Consider the following 21,224-nt stretch of genomic DNA (forward strand, 5'->3'; position numbering starts at 1 on the left):
CTCAAATCGTGGGGCTTTTCATGAAGAAGCTGATTTTGAGGCTTAGTTATCGCACTATGCGGGTACCGTGTGATGTTTGCCGCTGAATCGGCGATTTGTTCAGCAGTTCTAACTCACTTGTGATATTTCTTGAGTATGACGCAACCTACCGCCGAAAATGTAGGCCTCCTGCTCCGCGACGCGCGAAGCGAAAAGGGCTGGACGCAGGGGCAGTTGGCTTCCGAGCTGGGAACCAGCCAGAGCGCTATCGCCCGAATGGAGCAGGGCAAACAGAATCTCAGCCTCAGAATGATCGAACGGCTGGAAGCCATCTTCGGCCGTTCCATCGTCAAAGTAGGCAAGCCGCAGATGACTCACCTCCGGGTGGAGGGCGGCCACACGCTGTCCGGCGAAGTGGATGTCAACAGCAGCAAGAATGCCGGGGTGGCGCTGCTTTGTGCAAGCCTGATCAACCGCGGCACCACCACGCTGCGTCGCTTGGCCCGCATTGAGGAAGTCAACCGGATCGTTGAGGTGCTGACGTCCATCGGCGTCGAATGCACCTGGCTCAACGGCAGCGACCTCCGTATCCGCAGGCCCGAAGTGCTTGACCTTGAATCGATGGATGTGGACGCAGCCCGACGCACACGCAGCGTCATCATGCTGCTCGGCCCCCTCCTGGATGAGACCGCCGAGTACCTGCTTCCCTATGCCGGTGGATGCGACCTCGGCACGCGCACCGTTGAACCCCACATGCAGGCATTGCGCCAGTTCGGGCTGACGGTGGGGGCAAAGTCCGGCTTCTACTCCGTGGTGGCACCCCCTGCCGATGGGCACGACCGTTCCTTCGTCCTCTCCGAACGTGGCGACACCGTCACCGAGAACGCGATCATGGCTGCCGCGCACCGCGAGGGCACCACCGTGATCCGCAACGCGAGCCCTAATTACATGGTCCAGGATCTTTGCTTCTACCTGCAGGGCTTGGGCGTGACCATCGAGGGCGTCGGGACCACGACTTTGAAGATCACTGGCCGGTCAGCCATAGACGTGGAGATCGAATACTTCCCGTCCGAGGATCCCATCGAAGCCATGAGCCTCATCACCGCGGGCATCGTCACGAACTCCGAGGTCACCATCCGCCGGGTTCCCATCGAGTTCATGGAAATCGAGCTCGCCACCCTGGAACAAATGGGCCAGAAGCTGGAAATCTCAGGTGAATACACGGCCCGCAACGGCCGGACGCGTTTGGTGGATGTCACCACCAAGCCTTCTGAGCTCCACGCGCCACAGGACAAGATCCACCCCATGCCGTTCCCGGGGCTCAACATCGACAACCTGCCCTTCTTCGCAGTGATTGCAGGCAATGCCGAGGGCCAGACGATGATCCACGACTGGGTCTACGAGAACCGCGCCATCTATCTGACGGAGCTCAACAAGCTGGGCGCCCAAGTGCAGCTCCTGGACCCGCACCGGATCTACGTCAACGGACCCACCAAGTGGCGCGCTGCGGAGATCGGCTGCCCGCCGGCCCTGCGTCCGGCAGCGTGCCTGCTCCTGGCCATGTTGGCTGCCCGTGGAACGTCCGAGCTTCGCAACATTTACGTGATTGAACGCGGCTACGAGGACCTGGCCGAGCGACTGAACACCATTGGCGCCAAGGTGGAGTACTTCCAGGACTAGGCCCTCCTGCAACGCGGGGTCACTTAGAGCCCATTTAGGGCCCTGACATGGGCCGTAAGTGACCCCGCGTTGCTGTAACCCGGATGCCGCATGAAGCACAATGGTGCCATGCGGACTTTCGGGGTGGAGGAAGAGCTACTCATCGTCGATCCTGTGACGGGCGAGCCCCTGGCCCTCGCGGATGCTCTGCTCGCAGGGCCGGAAGCGGCGCTTGAAAGCGGGATGGGGCTCAGCCACGAACTGAAACTGGAGCAGATCGAAACCCAGACCCGGCCGTGCCATACCTACACCGAGCTCCTCCAGCAGATCCGGCGTGGACGTGCCATGGCCGATGACGCCGCCAGGAAGCACAACGCCCGGGTGGCCGCGATTGCCACCTCGCCACTGGCCAAGAACACCCATACCACCCCGGATCCCCGCTTCGCCGTGATGCTTGAGCGCTTCGGGTTGACGGCCCACGAGCAACTGACCTGCGGTTTCCATGTGCATACCGCTGTGGAGTCCCCTGAAGAGGGCGTGGTGGTCCTCGACCACATCCGCGACAAACTTGCTGTCTTGACGGCCATCAGCGCCAATTCCCCCTACTGGCGTGGGTTGCCCACGGGTTTCGAGAGCTATCGGATCCAGGCCTGGAACCGGTGGCCAACGTCCGGGCCTTCTGCCGTTTTTGGTTCGTTGACTGCCTACCGGCGCATGGTCCAGCGCCTCCTGGACACGGGGGTTCTCCTTGATGAGGGCATGATCTACTTCGACGCGCGCATCTCCCGCAACCATCCCACTGTGGAAGTCAGGGTGGCTGACGTCTGCCTCCGTTCGGAGGACGCAGCCTTGATTGCGGTGCTTGTGAGGGCATTGGTTGAGACTGCTTCCCTGGAAATGCTCGACGGCGTTGAGCCCGCCTCGGTTCCGACTGCCCTGCTCCGGATGGCGAGTTGGCAAGCGAGCAATTCCGGACTTCGGGGAGACCTCCTGGACTTTGGCGACTTCCGTCCCCAGCCGGCAGCGGACGTGGTCTGGGCTTTGGTGGATTACCTGAGCCCGGTCCTGGATGACCAAGGTGAACTGGAGTTGGTGAAGGCCGGAATCGCGGACGTTCTTGAGCGCGGGAACGGGGCCCGGGAGCAACGCGAAGCAGCAGAGCGTTTCAACAACCGGCAGCATGACGCCCGGAATCCGCCAGGGAGTCCGCCGAGCAGGGAGGCCTTGGGGGCGGTGGTTGGGCATGCGGTGAAGGCGACGATTCGTGGTGCTGCCGCAGATGCACGTAAGGACCCGGCCCCCAACCTGACGGCGCCCATCCTGACGAGGGTCCGCAGGCCTTAGGCTACTGCGGAGTCAGTCCCGTCCCACGTCATCAAGTAAGCCCCCGCCAAGCCCTCGACGAGGTAGAACACGAACGGCGGGATGTCCTTCTTCGCCACAAGGATGGCGCCGTATATGGGCGCGCTGGCTGCGGCCGTGACTCCGATCCACCGTTTGGTGGGCAAGGAAAGAAGGCTTCCGCCGAGCGCAGCCAGGGCAAGAACGTGGAGCCCGGAATAGGCAAGGAAGGGCGCATTCGATCCACGGCCGTAGGCAAAGCGTTCCAGATCCGCGGCCCGGCGGGACAAACTGGAGACAAAGAGCGGAGCACCTGCCAGTAAAGCTGCCGCGGCTGCAACAGCCCAACGCTTCGCCTGTCCGCGCGGAAGACGACGGGCAAAGGCTGCGTATCCCACCGGCACCGCGACTGTTCCGGCAGCAGCGAGGTGCTGGCCGATCACCCAGCCACGCTGGCCGGCCTCAAGCATACGAAGACGTTCAGCGGCATCAGGGGTGATGTAGACACGCGATACAGGCGAGATCCCTGCAAACCACACCGCCGTACCGGCAACGATGACTGCTCCGGCACGGCGATGGGGGTGGTTCCCGCTCATGGCAGCAAGGTTAGACCTGTTTGAGGGCCTTCTCCAGATCCAGAATGAGATCGTCCACGTCTTCCAGGCCAACGGACAAACGGACCACGCCGTCGCTCAGCCCAATGGCCGCACGCCCTTCGGGCCCCATGGCCCGGTGGGTAGTGGTGGCCGGGTGCGTGATGAGGGACTTGGAGTCGCCCAGGTTGTTGGAGATGTCGATGACGCGCAGACCGTCCAGCAATGCAAACGCGGCATCCTTGGCCGAACGCCCGGAGGAGGGCAGCAACTCGAAGGTCAGCACGGTACCGCCGGCCTTCATTTGCTTGGCTGCCAGCTCGTACTGAGGGTGCGATTTCAGCAAGGGGTACTTGACCCAGTTGATGGCAGGCTGCTGCTCGAGCCATTCCGCGATTTTCAAAGCAGACGCCGAGCTGTGGTTCACCCGCAGGCCGATCGTCTCCAGGCCCTTGGTCAACACCCAGGCATTGAAGGCGGAGAGTGAAGGTCCGGTGTGCCGCATCAACTGCTTGACCGGGCCATCGATGAATGCCTTGGTGCCCAGGATTGCGCCGCCGAGGACACGCCCCTGGCCATCGATGTGCTTGGTTCCGGAGTACACAATGACGTCCGCGCCCAGGTCACCGCAACGCTGGAGCAAGGGTGTGGCAAAGACGTTGTCGACGACGACGGTCGCTCCCGCAGCATGCGCCAGCTCGCTGACGGCGGCGATGTCCACGATTTCCTGCATGGGGTTCGAGGGCGACTCGAAGAACACGGCGGTGGTCGGTTCGGAGAGGGCAGCCCGCCACTGGTCGAGGTCGGGACCGTCGACGAACACGGTCTCCACGCCCCAGCGCGGCAGGATCTCGTTGAGGATTACGAAGCACGAGCCGAACAGGGAACGGGCGGCAACCACGCGATCACCGGCAGCCAGGAGGGCACCCAAGGCGGTGAACACCGCGGACATGCCTGACGCCGTCGCGAAGCATGCCTCGGTTCCTTCGAGCAACCGCAACCGTTCCTGGAACGTGGCTACAGAGGGGTTGCCGTAGCGGGAGTAAACGAAGCGTTCGTCCTCGCCGGTGAAGGCGCGTTCGGCGGCGGCAGCGGATTCGTAGACGAAGCCGGAGTTCAGGAAAACGGGTTCGGACGTCTCCTGGAAGTTGGTACGGTCAAGGCCGCCGCGTACTGCCTGGGTGTCAGGGCTCCAGCTGGCGGCATCGGGATTGAAAGTCACTTAGTCGTTCCCCAGGTTGGTTGGCAGGCCGCGGTTCTTCCAGCCGTTGATGGTCCGTTCGCCGTAGCGGTCCGGGTCGCCTTCGAAGCCCTCAAGCACGTTGTAGGCGGTGAACCCGGCCTGCGTCGCGGCGATGGCGGCCGAGATGGAGCGCTGGCCTGAGCGGCAGATGAAAACGAGTTCCACGCCCTCACCCTCGGGTGCCTGCTGCTGCAGGTCCTCGATGAAGCGGGAGTTGGGAATGCCACCGGCGAGGTTCCACTGAATGAACAGGGGATCATTCTCTGTGGCTTTGGTGTCCGGGATGCCGATGTGGGCCCACTCGGCCTCGGTGCGGACGTCTACCAGGATTGCGCCTTCTTCAAGCTTGGCCCACGCGTCCTGCGGGGTCAGGTCACCTGCGTAACTCATGCGTGTCCCTCGAATGCTTCTTCGTCGTCGTCGTTCTCCAACTGGTCAACAGCATTCGCGACGGCGGCGTCTGCGTTGGCGATGGCAGCGGGCAGGACGACCGCCTGCGCCACGATGACATCCGTGCCATTGAACGTGGCTGCCGGGCTGCCGTGGAGCACGTAGCCGTCGGCGAGGGCCGTGGTGATCCGCTCGCAGAATTCACGGGTATCCGGACCTGTAATCAGGCGGTAGGAGAGTTTTTCTTCAGTGGTTTCAGGCATTGGCTGGTGCTCCTCAGTCACGCTTGCAGTTCGAAGTGTCGATACGCCGAGTAGTCACCTGAGGCACCCCGCCGGAGAGAGGGTTGCCGACCAGCAAGTCAGGGCTTGGCGCTGGTGCTCATTACTCAAGAAAAACGTAACATCCCGCGGCGGCGGCCCGCACTTGCAAGCGGTTACGCGGTCGTCATGTTGCGTAACCGGCCGGTGCTGGAGTAGCAGCCCAAATGTGACGCCCCGGGAGCATAATTGACGCAGTACGACCCCCTGTAACTTCGCAAGAAATCAGGTCGCGGTGAACGGACAAGGCAGCTCTACACTCAAGCCCATGCTGCATTTTGGATGGTTCGTGGGCCACGGTTTTGGTGTCCAGGGATGGGGAACTCCCGGCTACAGCCTGGGCTACGACTGGAAGAAGCCTGCCCTGTATCAAGACGCCGTCCGCGCGTTTGAGCAATCCGGCCTTGACCTCTTCATCATCGAGGACTCCCTTACTGTTCCCGATACCTATGGCGGCACTGCCGAGGTCTCGCTGGCACACGCCTCCTTTGCGCCCAAACATGATCCCTTGGCCCTGGTGCCGTACCTCCTGTCCGCAACCGAGCACCTTGGAATCGTCCCGACGGTCAGCGCATCGTTCTATCCGCCTTTCACTGCGGCCCGCCTCCTGGCCACGCTGCAGCATTTCTCCGAGGGGCAGTTGGGATGGAACGTTGTCACCTCCGGCAGCGACCTCGCAGCGCAGAATTACGGTTTGGACCAGCAGATTGAACACGACCTTCGATATGAGAAGGCGGAGGAATTCGTCGACGTCGTCCGCAGGCTTTGGCGGAGCTGGGAACCGGACGCCGTCCTTGAGGACGTTGAGGCCGGCGTATTCGCCGACCACACCAAAGTGCACCCTATTAACCACCAGGGTGACTTCTTCAAGGTCCGCGGTCCCCTCAACACCGCACCTCTGCCGGAGGAGCCCGTACTGGTGCAGGCCGGCGCTTCTCCCCGCGGCAAAGCGTTCGCGGGTGGGCATGCAGACGTGGCGATCGCCTTGGCCCGTGGCGTTGACGGCATGAAGGCCTACCGGGATTCCATCCGTGCCGAGGCTGCCAAGGCGGGCAGGAACCCCGACGACGTCAAGGTACTTTTCGTGCTAAAGCCCACCGTGGTTGGTTCATCGGCCGAGGCCGGGGAGTTGCGTGCGCAGCGCCGGGAGCTAACCCAGCGTGATATCGACAGCCAGCTCAATTCGATCTCCTACCTGTCCGTGATCGACTTCAAGCAATTCGACCTTGATGCGCCGTTGCCCGAATTGAGCACCAACAGCAACCAAGGCACGTTGGAGCACTTCGCCAAGGCGGCACCTCCGGGGTCTACCCTGCGCCAGATCCTTCAGGCACGCAGCGGTGGCGCCGGTGATTCGATCATCGGCACGGTTGGTGAAATCTCGGATTATCTCGAGGAGACCGGCGAGGCTGTGGGTGGCGACGGCTTCCTCTTCTCCGGCTTCGTGGACCCCGTCACCGTGCACGGCGTCTTGGACAAGCTCACTCCCGAACTGCGCCGCCGTGGCCTGTTGAGGAAGAGTTACGGCGACGGTGGCTTCCGCCAGAACCTTCTGGACTTCTGACGATGTCCTCCGAGCCCCGGACCCTGTTGATCGGCACATCGCCGGTGGACCCTGAGCGCGTAGCGCAGGCTGCCTTGGATCCGGCGTTTCACGTGAAACTCAACCATGATGCGTTGTCTTTGATCGGCCGCTCACGCGAAGTGCTGGAGCGCGCTGCGACCTCAGGGCAGAGAATCTACGGCCTGAACACCCTCCTCGGATCCGGACGGGATACGGCCGTGGAGGAGAAATCGGTTCTTGCCTATCAAATCCAAGTAGTCAGATACCACAACAGCGGCGTGGGCGCGCATCTGGACCGGCCCTCCGCCCGCGCTGTGATCCTCGCCCGGCTCATCGGCTTCAGCCGCGGCGGCTCCGGCGTGCAGCCGGAGACAGCCCGGTTCTATGCGGAACTGCTCAACCGTGGGGTTCTTCCCGCCATCCCGCGCGAAGGCTCAGTCGGCTCCTCGGACCTCACCCAGCTGGCCGCCGTCGCCGCCGTCGCCATCGGTGAAGGTGAAGCGATCGACGCGAACGGCACCCTGGTACCCGGGGCGAAAGCGCTCGCCGACGCCGGTCTTCAGCCGCTGCGGCTCGCGCCCGGTGAGGCCCTGGCCCTGGTCAGCGCAAACGCCTACTCGGTGGGGGCCGGCACCCTCGCCTTGGTGCGCCTGCAACAGCTGGCGGAACTCGCCGACGTCGCGCTTTCCCTCTCGCTTGAAGCCATTGCAAGGTACGACGGCGGCGGGAACCTCAGCCCGTTTTCGCCTGCTATCCAAGCGGGCAAGGCGGTGGACGGGCAGAAGGACTCGGCGGCAGCCGTCCGTTACCTTTTGCGCGGCGGATGGTTGGAGGACGTTCGTCCCGAAGTCTCGGTGCAGGACGCTTTGTCATTCCGTTCTGCGCCCCAGACGCATGGCGCTTTTCGCTCCCTGGTTTCACAACTCGGCGCTGCGTTGAGCGTGGAGCTCAACGGGCGTGGCGACAACCCCCTGGTTGATATTGAAAGCGGGCAAATGGTGTCCGGAGGGAACTTCCAACCGATGCAGCTGGCTCTTTCCTTTGAGGGCCTGCGGCTTGCGTTGGCGCACGTGGGGATCTCCAGCGAGCGGCGCATCGCCAAACTGTATCCGCCACAACGGGTGATCCGGGCCAGGCATCTGGAGGCTGCCGCCAGGCACCTGGAGGATTCGTCGTCGAATGCGGTTTCCGGGTCCGGACCGGCCGCAGGGCTTGTGCAGGAGGAGTTGCCCGGGCTGCTCTGGTACTCCGCAGCGGGACTCCTGTCCGAACTGAAGTTCCTGGCAGCGCCGGCGACGCTCGGGGCACCCACCCTCTCGGCCGACGTCGAGGACCACTCCACTTTGGCGCCGCTGGCGTTGCAGCAACTTGAAAGGTCCTTGGAGGCCTTGGAGAAATTGCTTGCTATTGAGGCCCTGACGGCGTCGTATCTGTTGTTCGAAGCGGGGGCCGCCCAACCGCTTGGGAAGGGGACCGGCGCCGTCGCGGGCCGGCTGGCTGATGTGCTGGCAGATCGGCCGTCCGCTCCGGACCTGGTGGAGCGCGCCCGACGTGAATTGCGTGATGTGGTGGCGCTGGAATTGCCGCCGATGGCTCAAAGGGAGGGGACCACGTGAGTACCGCAATCAGCAAACAGGGCGCACATGCGGCGGCAGGGCTGCCGGATGGCCTGGATGCCTCCGTCCTGGATAAAGTGGGCAACACTCCGCTGGTGAAATTGGAAGCCCTGGGCCGTGGATTGGGCAGCACCATGCACATCAAGCTTGAGTCCGAGAACCCGGGCGGATCCATCAAGGACCGTACTGCGCTGAGCATGGTCCGGGCGGCGGAGCGCTCAGGAGAGTTACAGCCGGGCGCAACCATTGTGGAGAGCACGTCCGGTAATACCGGGATCGGGCTGGCGCTCATTGGGCGCCTGACGGGGCACCCCGTGGTGGTGGTTACGGGCGACACCATCTCCCAGGAGAAGCTGGCCGCGCTCCACAGCTATGGTGCGCGCGTAGTGCTGACAGACTGGGGCGCGCCCTCCGAATCGCCGGAGAACGCCCGCGCTGTGGCAGCGCGGATCACGGCCGAAACGCCCGGTGCGTGGCGGCCCATGCAATTCGACAACCCTGCCAATCCTGCCGCGCACTACCAAACTACCGGGCCCGAGATTTGGGAGCAGACCCACGGCCTGGTGACGCATTTCGTGGCCGGCATCGGAACCGGCGGGACCATTAGCGGCAACGGCCGGTTCCTGAAAGAGAAGGTTGCAGCATCGCGGCCGGGCGGGCATCTTGAAGTGATAGGCGCCGACCCCTACGGCTCCGCATACAGTGGGGGACATCCGGGCGAGATCCTGGTGGACGGCGTGGGTAACTCCTGGCCGCAGGCTGAATGGCCCAAGGCCTTTGACCGCTCCATTGTTGACCGTTTCCTGCGCATCCCCAACGACGAGGTCTACTCCACGGTGCATCGGCTCCTTGACGAAGAAGGGCTGGCGCTGGGTCCATCGTCCGGACTCGCGGTGGCTGCTGCCCTGCGCGTGGCCCGGGCCGCACCCCACGGTTCGGTGGTGGTTGCCATAGCGCCCGACGCCGGAACGAACTACCTGAGCAAGGCCTTCAACCCGGTGTGGCTGGCAGAGAACGGCATCCACCTGGCCCGCGACGCCACCGAATAGCTTGCTCTCTCACTTCCAGCGGCTTTTGGGCGGATGTTCTCTCACTTCCAGCGGCTTTTGGGCGGATGTTCTCTCACTTCCAGCGGCTTTTGGGCGGATCTTCTCTCACTTCCAGCGGCTTTTGGGCGGATGTTCTCTCACTTCACGCCCCGCTGGAGGGTGCACCCGCCTCTTACGGGCGCACCCTTCAGCGGCGGTTAGCCGGCCGCGAGCCTCCTGATCAACTCCGACTGACCAGGGAACTGCGCCACGAGTGCCTCCACATCTTTGCTCGTGGGCTTCGCGGAATCGCTCGGTTCATAGCCGGGGGACAGGCTGCAGCTCACCAGGACAAACCCGTCCCCAGCCAACTCAGCTCCGAACCACGTGGAATGCGGCGCCGCGCCATGCAGAATCTCACCAGCCTCCGGATCCGGACCGAAGACCGTTGATGAGTACCCCTCTGTCTGCGAAAAAACGTGCAGCCGGATGGGTGTGCCCAGATGGAAGAACCACAGCTCGTCCTGCTTCAAAGTGTGCAGCTGGAGGACTTCGCCCGCCTGCAACAAATACCAGTTGGAGCTGTACAGCGGATGGTCACTGCCAAAGCGAGGTGGCAATGCCCGCCCGGCGATTAGCTCGTCGCTCACCATTGCCGGCGCGAACCAGCCGCCAACGCCCGACGGCGTCATGTCCAACCGCTTGATCCACTCCTTCGCGTCCGGGCTGGCCGCGTCCGGGCTGGCCGCGTGGATGCCCGGACTGCCGCCTGCCAGATCCACGTCAGTCATTGAGGGGATCCGCAAGTGAGAAGCAGACAGTGATTCCGATGATGGCCCCGGTGTCCAGCGACCGGAGGAGCCCCTTCTGGGTCACGATGTCCACGTTCACCGTCCCGCCATCCTTTAGCGGAACCTCGATGACTTCGTGGAAATTGAGCAGGGGTTTTCCGCTGGCCATCACCTCCTTGTCATGGGCAACATGGGCTGCCCGCGAGTCCTGATGCCCAATCAATTGGTCCTTGGTCATCCCGACGAGGTCGGCGAAGTTTTGGTTCACCCACAGGAAAACGGAATTCGCGTCCTTGACCACCCAATAGATGCCATCCTGCCTGTCCAGGACGTCGGCAACTGTCATCGGCGGCAACGTGGGCAGGACTGCCGGGTCCAGGGCCGGAACCGCGGTCACAGCGCAACTCCCGTGCCGCCGTCGGCCTCCAACCGTTCGGCGAGGTCCTGCGTCAACGCAACCATGGTCATGGTTGGGTTCCAGGACCCGCCGGTCGGCCACAGTGAACCGCCCGCGACATAGACATTTTCGACGCCGTTGAGGCGGTAGTCGGTGCCGACGGTGGAGTCCTCGTCCTCGCCGATGGGAAGGCTGGAGCTCTCGTGCACGAGTCCCGGGACGCGGCGCTCGGGAATGCCGGGCCGGTCCGGTCCCCAGGTTCCGGTGTCCGGGTCGCCGTGCCAATACTCAACATGATCCGCGCCGTCGGGTGACAGTACGCGTTCCAACATCTGGAAAGTGCCCTCGTCCATGGTGTCCCATGTGGCATCGTCCGTGGAGTTGGCCAGCACCTGAAGAGTCACGTTGTTGGTGGGGTCCGCTCCACCGGAATAGCGCAGGTGGTTTTCCGGGTTATCGATGTCAAGTTCGCCCAGTACCGCGCACACGAACACCAGGTAGTCCTCTGAGGACTGCAATTGGGCCAGCGAGGCGGTGGCAACGACGTCAGGTGCGTAACGCTCGGACTTCTGGGCGTTCTTGTCCGGGCTCCGATCTGAGAGCACTGAGAGCTGCACGTGGTACTGCATGCCCGCGGGACTCATGCCTGCCATGTAGATGGCGGCCAGTTCCAACTCGCCCAGGGCCTCGCTGAACTCGAAATCCTTGCGGGGGACCCTTGCCACGACGGACGTAATGAAGTGGGCGCTGAACTGCTCACCAACTCCAGGCACTTCGGGGAACGAATTGAGGACCAAGGTGGCAGGTGGCAACGTGCCCATGGCAAGCACCAGGTTTGCGTCTCCGATGTTCACCACACCGCGGCTGGTATCGAGCGCTGTGGCCCGGCCGTCCTGTTGGATGATGCTGTTCACAGTGCAGTCCGTAACGATGCGGAGCGGGGATCCCTTGCCTGCTGCTGCCAGCCGTTGCTGCCTGTCCGATAGTTCAAGCAGCACCGATGGCGTTGAGAATTTGGCGAAGTCAATGCCTGAGGTCGCGCCCGAAGCTGCTGCCAGTGGTGCCGGCATGGAGCGGGTGGCGGAGTCAATCTTGTGCAAGCCGGCCGCCAGCCGGTCCTGAAGTGCCTTCTGCATGATCCCGTAGACGGGCCGGGTGTTGTTGATGAGATCCACGACGTCGGCAGACGCCCCGGCGTCGATTTGGTCGGCGCTGACCACATTCAGCAGATCCTCTGCGGTGGTGAAGTGCGCTTTTGCGGCATCCATGACTGCGCGTGGCCACCCGCGCATCTCGTCCTCTTCAGGTCGCGGACACCAAGCGCTCCACATAATGGAGCGGCCACCATAGAACGGAACCATTCCGTGCTGCCAGGAGATCTTGCCGGCGGGTTGGTTGGCCGTGGCGGCAGCCAGCGTCCATGGGAATGTTTCAGAAAGGCCGCCCAGGGTCTCGCGATAGGGCAACGGAAGGTTCTGGAAATGCTGGGGCAGGAAGAACGGACCCCGCTCAATAACCAGGATCCTGGCCTGGGGGTTAACGGTCAGGGTCCTCTCCGCGAACGCGTACCCGCAGAACCCGCTGCCGATGACAATATGATCGAATTGTTCCGTTTCGCGGACGTCTTTCCATTCTTCCTGATTGAGGAAAAATACGTGGTCCATGACCTTCTGCGGGGAAGGATCCTGGGGGCCGGGCGTAGGAAACCCGTGGTTGAAATTTTGGGACGAAGAAACTGCACTCACAATGATGCCCTCCATCAACATTCTGTTCCCACGGCGTAGTGAAAACAGTGTGTCCTGCCGGACAGAGAGGGAGTTCTCCCGCCCCAGCAGGGATCACTGCGCCTCAGTGAACCACTGTTGGAATGAGCGCGCAATAGAAAGTGGAAGCGTATTTATTTGCGTCCTTGGGTGAGTACTCCATTTGCATCGATTAGTAGTCAAGTCTCATTTCCAGCTTGTGATGAACTGGTCATAAAATGTCGATAATGCGGCTTCCACCGCCCATCTCTATTTGATTTCGGGCCGGTGCTACTACGTGGGTGGATGCCTCTCCCTCCGGCACCCCATACCAGTTGCGCTAGGCTCCAAGCATGCCTGAACAGGAAACAAAAGCACGTCTCGCCGGCTATCTGGATAAGCAACAGCCCGAGCTGTACGCAACGCTGAGCCACTATGCCCAACAGGTGGTTGGAGAAGCCGACCGCACAGGTGTCCCACGCCGGACCATCGAACTTCTGAACTACCTTGCGTCGCAGATCAACGGCTGCGCATTCTGCCTGGACCTGCACCATCGCAGGGCCTTGGGGTACGGCGAAACAGAACAGCGTTTGTCCTTGGTGGCTGTCTACAAGGAAGTGGCGTTGTTTGAACCGGCTGAGCGGGTGGCCATGGAAATCACTGAGCAGATCACCCGGATGAGCACGTCACGGCCGAGCCCCGAACTCTTCGAGCGCGCCCGGGAGCACTACAACGACGAGCAAATCAGTGTTCTCTGCATGGCCGCGATTGGGATCAACGCCTTCAACCGCCTGTCCATCCTGAGCGAGCACCCCGTAAGGACGGCCAAGCCGAAGTCCTGAATTTGGGAGGCCGTTTGGCGTCCTGACCTACTTTCAAACAACATCAGCCCCTGCGCAGCCGGAATGGGTTGCGCAGGGGCTGATCTGCCGCCAAAGAAGGTCAGGAAGCCACGGGAATCTTGGCGCGTCGTCCGTACTTGAAGTAGAAGAACGCGTAGCAAGCCCCTACGAACGGGATGCCGAACAGCAGTGCCGCTACCTGGTTGGGGTCAAAGGCAATGCCGATCAGGGAGACAACGCACAGCGCGAACGCCAGGATCGGAACCAGCGGGAAGAACGGTGCCTTGTAAGGGAGCGTACTGAGGTCGCCGCCGTTCCTGATAAACGTGCGCCTGTACACGAAGTGCGAGGCCACGATGGACATCCACACACCCACAGTTGCAAAGCCGGCGATCGAGACGAGAACCAGGTACACGGTTGCCGGCGCCACAATGCTGCTGATCAGCGAGGCAAGGCCACCGAGCATGCTGACGCACAGGGCAATCATCGGGATGCCACGCTTGGTCAGCTTCCTGAAAGCCTTGGGGGCGTGTCCTTCGTCGGCCAGCGAGAAGAGCATGCGGGCGCAGGAGTAGAGTCCACAGTTTCCAGCAGACAACAGGGCGGTGATGATCACGAAATTCATGATGTCCGCAGCGAACGGAATGCCGAGCATCGAGAAGACGGTGACAAACGGGCTTTCGTCAACGCTGACCTTCTCATAGGGGATGGTCGCTGCGATGACGGTAATCGCGCCGACAAAGAAGATCATGAGACGGATGACGGTGGTCCGCATGGCCTTGGGGATGTTGGCGCCGGGATTGGATGTTTCGCCGGCGGCCACACCGATCAATTCGGAGCCTGAGAAGGCGTAGAAGACTGCCAGGCAGGTGACGAAGACGCCCGTGAAGCCGTTGGGGAACAGCCCCTCGGGTGTGCTGAAGTTGCTGGTGAGCGACGGGTAGTCGCCTGCGGCCAGCGGGTGGAAGCCCATCAAAGCTGCGCCGCCCAAGACAATCAGGCCGACGACGGCGGCAACCTTGATGAGCGCGAACCAGAACTCTGATTCACCGAAGACGCGCGATGAGATGGCATTGAGGGTGAACAGGACGCTGGCGAATATGAAGCACCAGATCCAGACGTCGACGCCAGGGAACCAGCGCTGCATGAGCAGGCCGGCCGCAGTGAATTCCGAACCCAACGCCACCGCCCAGCAAAGCCAGTAGAGCCAGGCCGTGGCGAAACCGGTGGCAGGTCCGATGGTCCTGGCAGCGTAGATGTGGAAGGCGCCGGAAACGGGGAACGCAACGGCGAGTTCCCCGAGGCATGCCATCACCAGGTAGACCACCACGGCTCCGATAAGGAACGCGAGAACGGCGCCCAAAGGGCCCGCGGTGGCAATGGTGTAACCCGAGCTGACGAAAAGGCCTGAGCCGATGACGCCACCCATGGCAATCATCACCAGGTGCCGGGCCTCCATGGACCGGCGAAGCCCTGCCTGTGAGGCGCCAGTCTCCGACTGCGCCTCGGGTGCCGATGCCTCGGCTGTTGTGGGGGAGCTGTGTCCCATATTCCCTCCGGGAAGTTAGCCAGCAAAGTCTCAAATGGTGTTGGGAGGACGTGATCCAACTAACACGAGAACAAGATTCATCACATGACGGACGCCCATTTCAAGGAGGATAAGGAACGCGATTGAACCCCCGTGAAGCTCACTGCTGAGACCAAGAGTTCCTTATCAATAAGTCATGCGAGCAATTACTCTACTTGTCATCTGCTAGGTTCCAAGCGGAGCAGAGTAGGCCTCAGTCTGGCCGGCCGGAATTACTCGATCCCGGCAAACAGCTCATTCAGTTCGGCAGTGAGCTGTTTCCGGACAGCGGGAGTACCGATCTCGTGGCCGTTGATGTGATTCACGGGCGCGATCAAGCGGATGCTCGAAATGAGCCAAACGGCGTCCGCGTCGAACAGGTCCTGCGGCACCAGCGGCCCATACCCGAGCTCCCAGCCGGCAGCCTTCGCGGCGGCGAACAGCGCGCCCTGCGATGTACCGGGGAGAATGCCGCTATCCAGTTGCGGCGTGATGAGGCGACGAACAGTCCTGACGGTACCCTCGCCGTCGTCCACTGTCTCGAGGTGGGCGAGCAACACAGTGGATGTTGGCCCCTCAAGGACGCGGCCATCCGTGGAGGTGAAGATGGCGTCATCGGCGCCCTGCTTGTGGGCGTAACGCAGCGCAGCCATGTTCACGGCGTAGGAGAGCGTCTTGGCGCCCAGCAGCAGCCACGGCGCACGCTCGCCGGCTTCGGTGTCGAAGCCGCGGTCCAGGAGGACGACGTCGATGCCCGTCTCGCGCTGCCGGCGGCTGCCTGCGGGTGAGGGCGAGGCCTGTACCCAGCATGTGGGGCTCGCCGCACCTTCAACGCCACGGGTCACGATCAGCTTGATGACGACTTCGTCCTCTTCGGGTGTCGGCGCGGGGTGCACCGTGCGGAACTCCGTGATCGCGGTGTCAATCGCCCTTCGCCAGACGTCCTGCTCCGGAATAAACAAGTCCAAGGCAGCTGCGGAAGTGCCCAGCCGGTTCAGGTGTGCCTGCACTTTGCGCGCCCTGCCCTGCACGGCCAGAAGGGACTCGAACACACCGTCGCCACGGGTAGCGCCCAGGTCCGTGGCCATGAGCTGGGGCTGGCTGGAATCGGCAATGCGGCCGTTTTCGAAGGCCGGGTCCAGGAAAACGAGAACCGTGGGGGCAGGAGAAGTCATGTTCCCAGCTTAGTGCGGCACCCCGGTGCGGCCCTCCTGCACGGCGGGCGGATAGGCTGTGGTCACCGTTAGTTCTTGGACCGTGGGGGTTGTGGAGTGCTTTTTCCTTTTCCGATTGGCCCGGAATGGACCTGGCTTTTAGGTGCTTGGGCCATTGCGGAAGTCATCATGCGCATCGTGCTGCTGGGCATCATTCCCGGAAACCGTCGCCCCACTACGGCCATGGCCTGGCTTCTGGCTGTTTTCCTCGTCCCGACCGTTGGGTTCGTGCTCTTCCTGCTTTTTGGCAATTTCCGTTTGTCCAAGCGGCGGCGTGAGCAGCAGGAACAAGTGAACCATCGAGTTCGCGCTGTCACCTCCGACCTGGCCGACCCCGTAAGCACCTATCCTGGCCCGGAATGGGTGAAGTCGGCGGGTGAGTTGAACCATCGCCTTGGCTCGCTGCCGATGGTCGATGGCAACAAGGTGGAGCTCATTCCTGGCTACCAGGAGTCCATTAAAGCCATGGCCGAGGCAGTGCGGGGTGCTACGGACTACGTCAACGCAGAGTTCTACATCATGAGCAGCGACTTCGTAACGGATGAGTTGCTCACTGAACTGGAGAAGGCCGCCGAGCGGGGTGTCACCGTCAGGCTGCTCTTTGACCACATCGGAACGCTGCGCATCAAGGGCTACCGCCGCTTGGTCCGCCGGCTCAAGGCAGGCAAGATCCAGTGGAAGCGGATGTTGCCACTGCTGCCCATCCACGGCCAGTGGCGCCGCCCTGATCTCAGGAACCACCGCAAGATCCTGGTCATTGACGGGACGCTGGCCTTCACCGGCTCCCAGAACCTGATCGAGCCCTCCTATAACAATCCCAAGCATCGCCGTGCGGGCCGTCAATGGGTTGAACTCATGGCCCGGCTTGAAGGGCCGATTGTGGCCACCCTCAACGTAGTTTTCGCAACCGACTGGCTCAGCGAAACCGACGAATCACTCGAGAGCCAGCTTCGCCTTCCCGCCCAGCCCTCCCCGGGACAGGTCACGGCCCAGGTGGTCCCCAGTGGTCCAGGGTTCGCCACCGAGAACAACCTGCGCCTGTTCAATACGCTGATCTACTCGGCGCAGCACAGGATCTCCATCTGCAGCCCATACTTCGTGCCTGATGACTCCCTGCTCTATGCGATCACTACAGCTGCCCAGCGCGGCGTGGATGTGGAGCTCTTTGTCTCGGAAAAGGGTGACCAATTCCTGGTCCACCACGCCCAACGCTCCTACTACGAAGCACTGTTGGAAGCGGGTGTCCGCATCTACCTGTACCGGGCGCCGTACGTACTCCACGCCAAGCACTTCACGATCGACGACGAAGTTGCGGTTCTCGGTTCCAGCAATATGGACATGCGCTCCTTCTCCCTGAACATGGAAGTTTCGGTGATGCTGCTGGGCGCCGAAACCGTGAACCTCATGCGGGCCGTGGAGTCCACGTATCGCGAGGTATCCCGTGAGCTTACGTTGGACGACTGGATGGACAGACCCCCCTTGGCCAAGTATGTGGATAACGTCGCGAGATTGACCGCGACGCTCCAATAGTCCTCAGCCGGGGAAGTCGGCCCCGAGCGTCGACAACACGCCAAACGCCTTGGTCCGGATCTCTTCGTACTCGTCGTCGGCCACGGAATCGGCGGTGATTGCCCCGCCAACGCCCAGGCTCAGCGCGCGCCCGCCGTCGTCGTCAGGGTTAACAACCAAGGTTCGGATCACGACGGCGAGGTCCGTGGCAGCATTCAGCGAGAAGTAGCCGATTGCTCCCGAATAGATACCGCGGGGGCCCGCCTCAAGCTGGTCAAGAATGTCCATGGTGCTGATTTTCGGCGCCCCGGTCATTGAACCGGCAGGGAAGGCCGCAGCCACCGCCTCTGCCCGCGGAGCGCCAGGGCGGAGATGCGCGTCCACGGTGCTCACCATTTGATGCACCGTGGCGTAGCTTTCGATCGCGCACAAGCGGCTGACCGTCACCGAGCCCGGAATGGCGAAATGGCTCAGGTCATTTCGCAGCAGGTCCACGATCATGATGTTTTCGGCGCGGTCCTTCAGCGACGTCTCCAGGTCGCGGCGCAGTTCGGCGTCCTCCGTGGGGTCGGCGGAACGCCCACGCGTGCCTTTGATCGGCTCGGCCCGCATGCCGCCGTCGGAGAGAATCCGCAGGAAGCGTTCGGGCGAAGTGCTCGCGACAACCAGCTCGCCGAACCGAAGGTAACTGGCGAAGGGTGCCGGATTGCGGCGGCGCAACGCCCGGTAGCTCTCCCACGGATCAAGCCCGCCGGCAGGGGCTTCAAGCATGGTGGTCAGGCAGACCTCGTACGAGTTGCCTTCGCTTATTTCATGTTGGGCGTCGGCGATTTTGCGCTTGTAGTCCGTCGCGCTGTCACGGCAAGTGAATTCCGGAGCCACCTCGGAAGCTGGCCCGACGGCGGAAGCAGGGGCGGTTGAAGCAGCCCCGACGGCGGTTCGAGCCTCGCGGAACCAGTCATCGGCGTCGGGCGCGTCCAAGGCGAGCAGCCACACAGTGTGCTCGCGATGATCCAGCACCACGGCCCGTCCAGCGAAGAGCAGGGCGGCGTCGGGAGTCCCTGCCTGGACGTCGTTCCCCCCGGTTTCCCGCTTGAGCTCGTAGCCCAGATAACCCAACCAGCCGAGCGTGAACTGGCCATCGTAGCCGCGGGGTGCGCGCACGGCCCGGCGTCCCCATACGGAATCGAGCCAGCGGAAGAAGGGTCCGGCGGTTTCCACGGTGGCTGTTCCGGCCGTTACCTGGGTGGTTCCCTGACGGTGCTGGACGGACTGTCCGAACGTGCCGCCGTCGTCCGCCAGAATGCTGAAGCGGCTTCGGGCTGCGGCTTGGGACGTCCCTGAAACCGCGGATGCGTTGGAGGAATCCAACCAGACAGCGTTGGCCGAGGAACCGTAGAGGTTCTGGAAGAGCGCCTCGGCGTCAGGAGCGGCGCTGATCTTTTCGGACCGGAGCTGCAGGCCGCGGCGCGCGCTGAGTTCCGGCGAGAGGATCGCTGCCAGCGACGGCAGGTACCGCATGGCCTGCAGGACGTCGTCCGGGGCGTTGCCATCCGCGAGGTTTTGCACACGGATGTCTGCTGCGCCGATGACAGGGTCAGCTTCGAGCCAAAGGTCTTCCTGCGCGGCCCAGGTGTCCCAGTAGGGTTCGTAGGTATCTCCGTCACGGGCCAAAGCCCGTCGACGGCGGTCGTCACCGGGGGATTCGACCCAGACGACGGCGTCCAGCATGGGGCGCGCGGCGATTGCTGCAGCCCCGACACCCTCGACGATCACGATTTCGGCTGGCAGTGTTACGTGCAGCGCGCCGTCGTAATGCTTTTCCCAATCCCAGCTGACCCACTCTGCTGCCTCGCCTTGGCTCAAGGGCGTCAGGACCGTTGCGATGTATCGTTCGATGCCTGTGGCAAGGCCGTTCCACCCGGGATAGATGTCTTCCAGATGGAAAAGGGAAACCTTGTGGTGCTCCCGAAGGCGGGCCGCCAGCTCGACGGCCAGCGTGGTCTTGCCCGCGCCGGACCGCCCGTCGACGGCGATGATCACGGGTGCAGGGGTCATGACATAGAGGTTACCTGCTGGTGCTCGGTGGCTCCGTTACCTACGTCGCTGGCGCTACTCCTTGGGTCTTCCGCAAGGGCAGCGCCCACGTGGCGCACAATGCCTGGAATGGCGGCTTTGATGAGGGTCCAGGTGTTGTCGAAGTCGGTGTGGCCGCCGTACCAGGGATCCTCGATGCCCAGATCCAGGGAACTGCGCCCAGCCATCATGGGATCGAAGCTGCGCAGCATCCGGACTTTGGCCAGCGATTCGCGATCCGGCGCGCCCTCCTGGAGCCAGCCGAAATGGTCGACGTCCAGCGCCAGGATGAGATCCCGCTCAGCGAACCACTCCTGCCGCCACTGGCGTGCGACGTGATCCTCGGAAGCGATGTGGTGGGCGGTCAGTTTGCGGGCCGCCCGGGGATCGATCGGGTGCCCCACCTCGTACCCGGTGGTGCCTGCTGAGTCCACTACGACCAGCTTGCCGAGCCCTTCCGCTTCGAAGGCTTCGGTAAGCATGAGCGCTGCCATGGGCGAGCGGCAGATGTTTCCAGTGCAGACCGTGATGATGCGGTATGGGCTCGTCGTTGAGTACATGCAGCAAGCATGGTTGATGGCACCCCTTCTTGGCTAGGGGCCACTTCACAACGAAGTCACTTTTCCTGTCAAAGCTGTCACAGGGTGTATGAGGGGCAGTTAGTGGACCACTGGAGCTGGCGTAATTTCTGTGGCCGACGACCCGACAGGTGCCGCTTCCGCAGCGAGCGCGGAGGCAGTCAGGTAGACGGTACGCACGACGGCGGCGCGTCGCCTTTCGAGGCGGCCGGGGTCGTTCCCGGCCATGAGTCCATCGAGTGCAGGCAGCACGGGCGCGGCATCGCAAAGACTCACGATGGTGATGAGGAGATCGCCGGCGTCTTCCCTTGAGATTCCAGGAAGGGCTGCAATGGTGCTGTTGACCTTGGACGCACAGTTGGCCATCCGTTTGGGCAGGCCCACAACTTCAGCGCCGCGTTCCAGGCCTTCCCAGAAGAGGAGGCGCGGCGCGGTCGCATCTTTTTGGTGGTGGTCAAAGAGCCGGCCAGCGTAGTCAGCCATGGCCTCCGGACCCTTTCCATGAATGGGTACTTCGTCCATGAGGGAGCTGAGCGCCGCGACGATAACCGCGTCAAAAAGGCCGTTCTTGTTGCCGAAGTACTGGTAGATGCGTTCCTTGTTGACACCCGCCTCAGCCGCGATGCGGTCAATCCGGGCCCCGGCAAGTCCGCGCGCGCAAAACTCGGACGTCGCCGCCTCGAGCAGGAGTGACTTGGTGCGTTCTGTGTCCCATGCCATAACTACAGATTACCATTTCCCAACCAACTAGTTGTATTTGCTCCCGAGTGCGGTT

The 21,224-nt window shown here is 62.7% G+C and carries 19 protein-coding genes and 1 riboswitch; of the genes, 7 read left to right on the forward strand and 12 right to left on the reverse strand.

The features are described from left to right. Positions 1–135: 135 nt before the first annotated feature. Together AC6I97_RS05125 and AC6I97_RS05130 are read left to right on the forward strand one after the other, a co-directional pair. Positions 136–1,659 carry a UDP-N-acetylglucosamine 1-carboxyvinyltransferase gene (locus AC6I97_RS05125; protein ID WP_497944257.1) on the forward strand — a complete coding sequence of 508 codons (1,524 nt, stop codon included), beginning with the start codon at positions 136–138 and terminating at the stop codon, positions 1,657–1,659. 108 nt (positions 1,660–1,767) lie between these two features. Further along, a complete protein-coding gene (locus AC6I97_RS05130; RefSeq protein WP_497944258.1) occupies positions 1,768–2,982 on the forward strand; it encodes a glutamate--cysteine ligase 2 in 1,215 nt (404 codons plus the stop codon). On the opposite strand, the gene AC6I97_RS05135 is transcribed toward AC6I97_RS05130, so the two are convergent. Genes AC6I97_RS05135 through AC6I97_RS05150 form a run of 4 tightly spaced genes read right to left on the reverse strand, consistent with a single transcriptional unit; the run spans position 2,979 to position 5,468 of the window. Beyond that, positions 2,979–3,575, reverse strand: a complete 597-nt coding sequence (locus tag AC6I97_RS05135; RefSeq protein ID WP_497944259.1) for a hypothetical protein — start codon at positions 3,573–3,575, stop codon at positions 2,979–2,981. The two genes, AC6I97_RS05130 and AC6I97_RS05135, sit on opposite strands and share 4 nt — an antisense overlap. 10 nt (positions 3,576–3,585) lie before the next feature. Next, a complete protein-coding gene (locus tag AC6I97_RS05140) occupies positions 3,586–4,794 on the reverse strand; it encodes an O-succinylhomoserine sulfhydrylase (RefSeq protein ID WP_497944260.1) in 1,209 nt (402 codons plus the stop codon). Next, complete coding sequence (locus tag AC6I97_RS05145) at positions 4,795–5,205, reverse strand: rhodanese-like domain-containing protein (protein WP_216926789.1); 411 nt, start codon at positions 5,203–5,205, stop codon at positions 4,795–4,797. After that, the gene (locus AC6I97_RS05150; RefSeq protein WP_497944261.1) at positions 5,202–5,468 is read right to left on the reverse strand and encodes a DUF1737 domain-containing protein; all 267 of its coding nucleotides are present in this window, start codon (positions 5,466–5,468) and stop codon (positions 5,202–5,204) included. The genes AC6I97_RS05145 and AC6I97_RS05150 overlap by 4 nt, the downstream gene beginning before the upstream one ends. Positions 5,469–5,482: 14 nt before the next feature. Next, positions 5,483–5,594: riboswitch (SAM riboswitch) on the reverse strand. A 166-nt stretch (positions 5,595–5,760) separates the two neighbouring features. On the opposite strand from AC6I97_RS05150, the gene AC6I97_RS05155 reads away from it, so the two are divergent. The 3 genes from AC6I97_RS05155 to AC6I97_RS05165 are packed head-to-tail and all read left to right on the forward strand — an operon-like array spanning position 5,761 to position 9,754. Next, positions 5,761–7,089 (forward strand): NtaA/DmoA family FMN-dependent monooxygenase, encoded by a 1,329-nt coding sequence (locus tag AC6I97_RS05155; RefSeq protein WP_497944262.1) that lies wholly within the window; start codon positions 5,761–5,763, stop codon positions 7,087–7,089. 2 nt (positions 7,090–7,091) lie between these two features. Beyond that, positions 7,092–8,705: an aromatic amino acid ammonia-lyase gene (locus tag AC6I97_RS05160; RefSeq protein ID WP_497944263.1), complete on the forward strand. Its 1,614-nt coding sequence runs from the start codon at positions 7,092–7,094 to the stop codon at positions 8,703–8,705. Further along, a complete protein-coding gene (locus tag AC6I97_RS05165; protein ID WP_497944264.1) occupies positions 8,702–9,754 on the forward strand; it encodes a PLP-dependent cysteine synthase family protein in 1,053 nt (350 codons plus the stop codon). The genes AC6I97_RS05160 and AC6I97_RS05165 overlap by 4 nt, the downstream gene beginning before the upstream one ends. Positions 9,755–9,951: 197 nt before the next feature. On the opposite strand, the gene AC6I97_RS05170 is transcribed toward AC6I97_RS05165, so the two are convergent. From AC6I97_RS05170 to AC6I97_RS05180, 3 genes are read right to left on the reverse strand one after another with little or no spacing between them, the layout of a single operon-like run. Beyond that, positions 9,952–10,524, reverse strand: coding sequence for a cupin domain-containing protein (locus AC6I97_RS05170; RefSeq protein WP_497944265.1), 573 nt, complete (start codon positions 10,522–10,524; stop codon positions 9,952–9,954). Beyond that, the gene (locus tag AC6I97_RS05175; protein WP_497944266.1) at positions 10,517–10,921 is read right to left on the reverse strand and encodes a PAS domain-containing protein; all 405 of its coding nucleotides are present in this window, start codon (positions 10,919–10,921) and stop codon (positions 10,517–10,519) included. Before AC6I97_RS05175 ends, AC6I97_RS05170 begins: the two co-directional genes overlap by 8 nt. Next, on the reverse strand, positions 10,918–12,585 hold the full coding sequence (locus tag AC6I97_RS05180; protein WP_497944267.1) for a GMC oxidoreductase: 1,668 nt from the start codon (positions 12,583–12,585) through the stop codon (positions 10,918–10,920). Before AC6I97_RS05180 ends, AC6I97_RS05175 begins: the two co-directional genes overlap by 4 nt. 431 nt (positions 12,586–13,016) lie before the next feature. On the opposite strand from AC6I97_RS05180, the gene AC6I97_RS05185 reads away from it, so the two are divergent. Next, positions 13,017–13,505 (forward strand): carboxymuconolactone decarboxylase family protein, encoded by a 489-nt coding sequence (locus AC6I97_RS05185; RefSeq protein WP_224165525.1) that lies wholly within the window; start codon positions 13,017–13,019, stop codon positions 13,503–13,505. A 100-nt stretch (positions 13,506–13,605) separates the two neighbouring features. Here AC6I97_RS05185 and AC6I97_RS05190 read toward each other — a convergent pair whose 3' ends face one another. Both AC6I97_RS05190 and AC6I97_RS05195 read right to left on the reverse strand, forming a co-directional pair. Next, positions 13,606–15,054 carry an amino acid permease gene (locus AC6I97_RS05190; protein ID WP_497944268.1) on the reverse strand — a complete coding sequence of 483 codons (1,449 nt, stop codon included), beginning with the start codon at positions 15,052–15,054 and terminating at the stop codon, positions 13,606–13,608. 251 nt (positions 15,055–15,305) lie between these two features. Next, positions 15,306–16,247 carry an aminodeoxychorismate lyase gene (locus AC6I97_RS05195; protein ID WP_497944269.1) on the reverse strand — a complete coding sequence of 314 codons (942 nt, stop codon included), beginning with the start codon at positions 16,245–16,247 and terminating at the stop codon, positions 15,306–15,308. Between the two features lie 96 nt (positions 16,248–16,343). Here AC6I97_RS05195 and cls point away from each other — a divergent pair, with 96 nt between their 5' ends. Then, the gene (gene cls, locus AC6I97_RS05200; protein ID WP_224089291.1) at positions 16,344–17,816 is read left to right on the forward strand and encodes a cardiolipin synthase; all 1,473 of its coding nucleotides are present in this window, start codon (positions 16,344–16,346) and stop codon (positions 17,814–17,816) included. A 3-nt stretch (positions 17,817–17,819) separates the two neighbouring features. Here cls and pabB read toward each other — a convergent pair whose 3' ends face one another. From pabB to AC6I97_RS05215, 3 genes are all read right to left on the reverse strand, one after another. After that, positions 17,820–19,853 (reverse strand): aminodeoxychorismate synthase component I, encoded by a 2,034-nt coding sequence (pabB, locus tag AC6I97_RS05205; RefSeq protein ID WP_497944270.1) that lies wholly within the window; start codon positions 19,851–19,853, stop codon positions 17,820–17,822. Continuing rightward, entirely contained in the window at positions 19,850–20,431 is a 582-nt protein-coding gene (locus AC6I97_RS05210; RefSeq protein ID WP_497944271.1) for a low molecular weight protein-tyrosine-phosphatase, read from the reverse strand. Before AC6I97_RS05210 ends, pabB begins: the two co-directional genes overlap by 4 nt. A gap of 99 nt (positions 20,432–20,530) precedes the next feature. Next, positions 20,531–21,169 (reverse strand): TetR/AcrR family transcriptional regulator, encoded by a 639-nt coding sequence (locus AC6I97_RS05215; protein ID WP_497944272.1) that lies wholly within the window; start codon positions 21,167–21,169, stop codon positions 20,531–20,533. Positions 21,170–21,224: the final 55 nt, after the last annotated feature.

The organism is Arthrobacter sp. TmtSoilC48 (assembly GCF_059739425.1).

Excerpts from the sequence above, each read along its gene's own strand:
- AC6I97_RS05145 (WP_216926789.1), bottom strand. The coding sequence starts at position 5,205 with ATGAGTTACGCAGGTGACCTGACCCCGCAGGACGCGTGGGCCAAGCTT.
- AC6I97_RS05160 (WP_497944263.1), top strand. The coding sequence starts at position 7,092 with ATGTCCTCCGAGCCCCGGACCCTGTTGATCGGCACATCGCCGGTGGAC.
- AC6I97_RS05195 (WP_497944269.1), bottom strand. The coding sequence starts at position 16,247 with ATGACTTCTCCTGCCCCCACGGTTCTCGTTTTCCTGGACCCGGCCTTC.
- pabB (WP_497944270.1), bottom strand. The coding sequence starts at position 19,853 with ATGACCCCTGCACCCGTGATCATCGCCGTCGACGGGCGGTCCGGCGCG.
- AC6I97_RS05190 (WP_497944268.1), bottom strand. The coding sequence starts at position 15,054 with ATGGGACACAGCTCCCCCACAACAGCCGAGGCATCGGCACCCGAGGCG.
- AC6I97_RS05135 (WP_497944259.1), bottom strand. The coding sequence starts at position 3,575 with ATGAGCGGGAACCACCCCCATCGCCGTGCCGGAGCAGTCATCGTTGCC.
- AC6I97_RS05215 (WP_497944272.1), bottom strand. The coding sequence starts at position 21,169 with ATGGCATGGGACACAGAACGCACCAAGTCACTCCTGCTCGAGGCGGCG.
- AC6I97_RS05150 (WP_497944261.1), bottom strand. The coding sequence starts at position 5,468 with ATGCCTGAAACCACTGAAGAAAAACTCTCCTACCGCCTGATTACAGGT.
- AC6I97_RS05180 (WP_497944267.1), bottom strand. The coding sequence starts at position 12,585 with ATGGACCACGTATTTTTCCTCAATCAGGAAGAATGGAAAGACGTCCGC.
- AC6I97_RS05130 (WP_497944258.1), top strand. The coding sequence starts at position 1,768 with ATGCGGACTTTCGGGGTGGAGGAAGAGCTACTCATCGTCGATCCTGTG.
- AC6I97_RS05125 (WP_497944257.1), top strand. The coding sequence starts at position 136 with ATGACGCAACCTACCGCCGAAAATGTAGGCCTCCTGCTCCGCGACGCG.
- AC6I97_RS05210 (WP_497944271.1), bottom strand. The coding sequence starts at position 20,431 with ATGTACTCAACGACGAGCCCATACCGCATCATCACGGTCTGCACTGGA.
- AC6I97_RS05185 (WP_224165525.1), top strand. The coding sequence starts at position 13,017 with ATGCCTGAACAGGAAACAAAAGCACGTCTCGCCGGCTATCTGGATAAG.
- AC6I97_RS05170 (WP_497944265.1), bottom strand. The coding sequence starts at position 10,524 with ATGACTGACGTGGATCTGGCAGGCGGCAGTCCGGGCATCCACGCGGCC.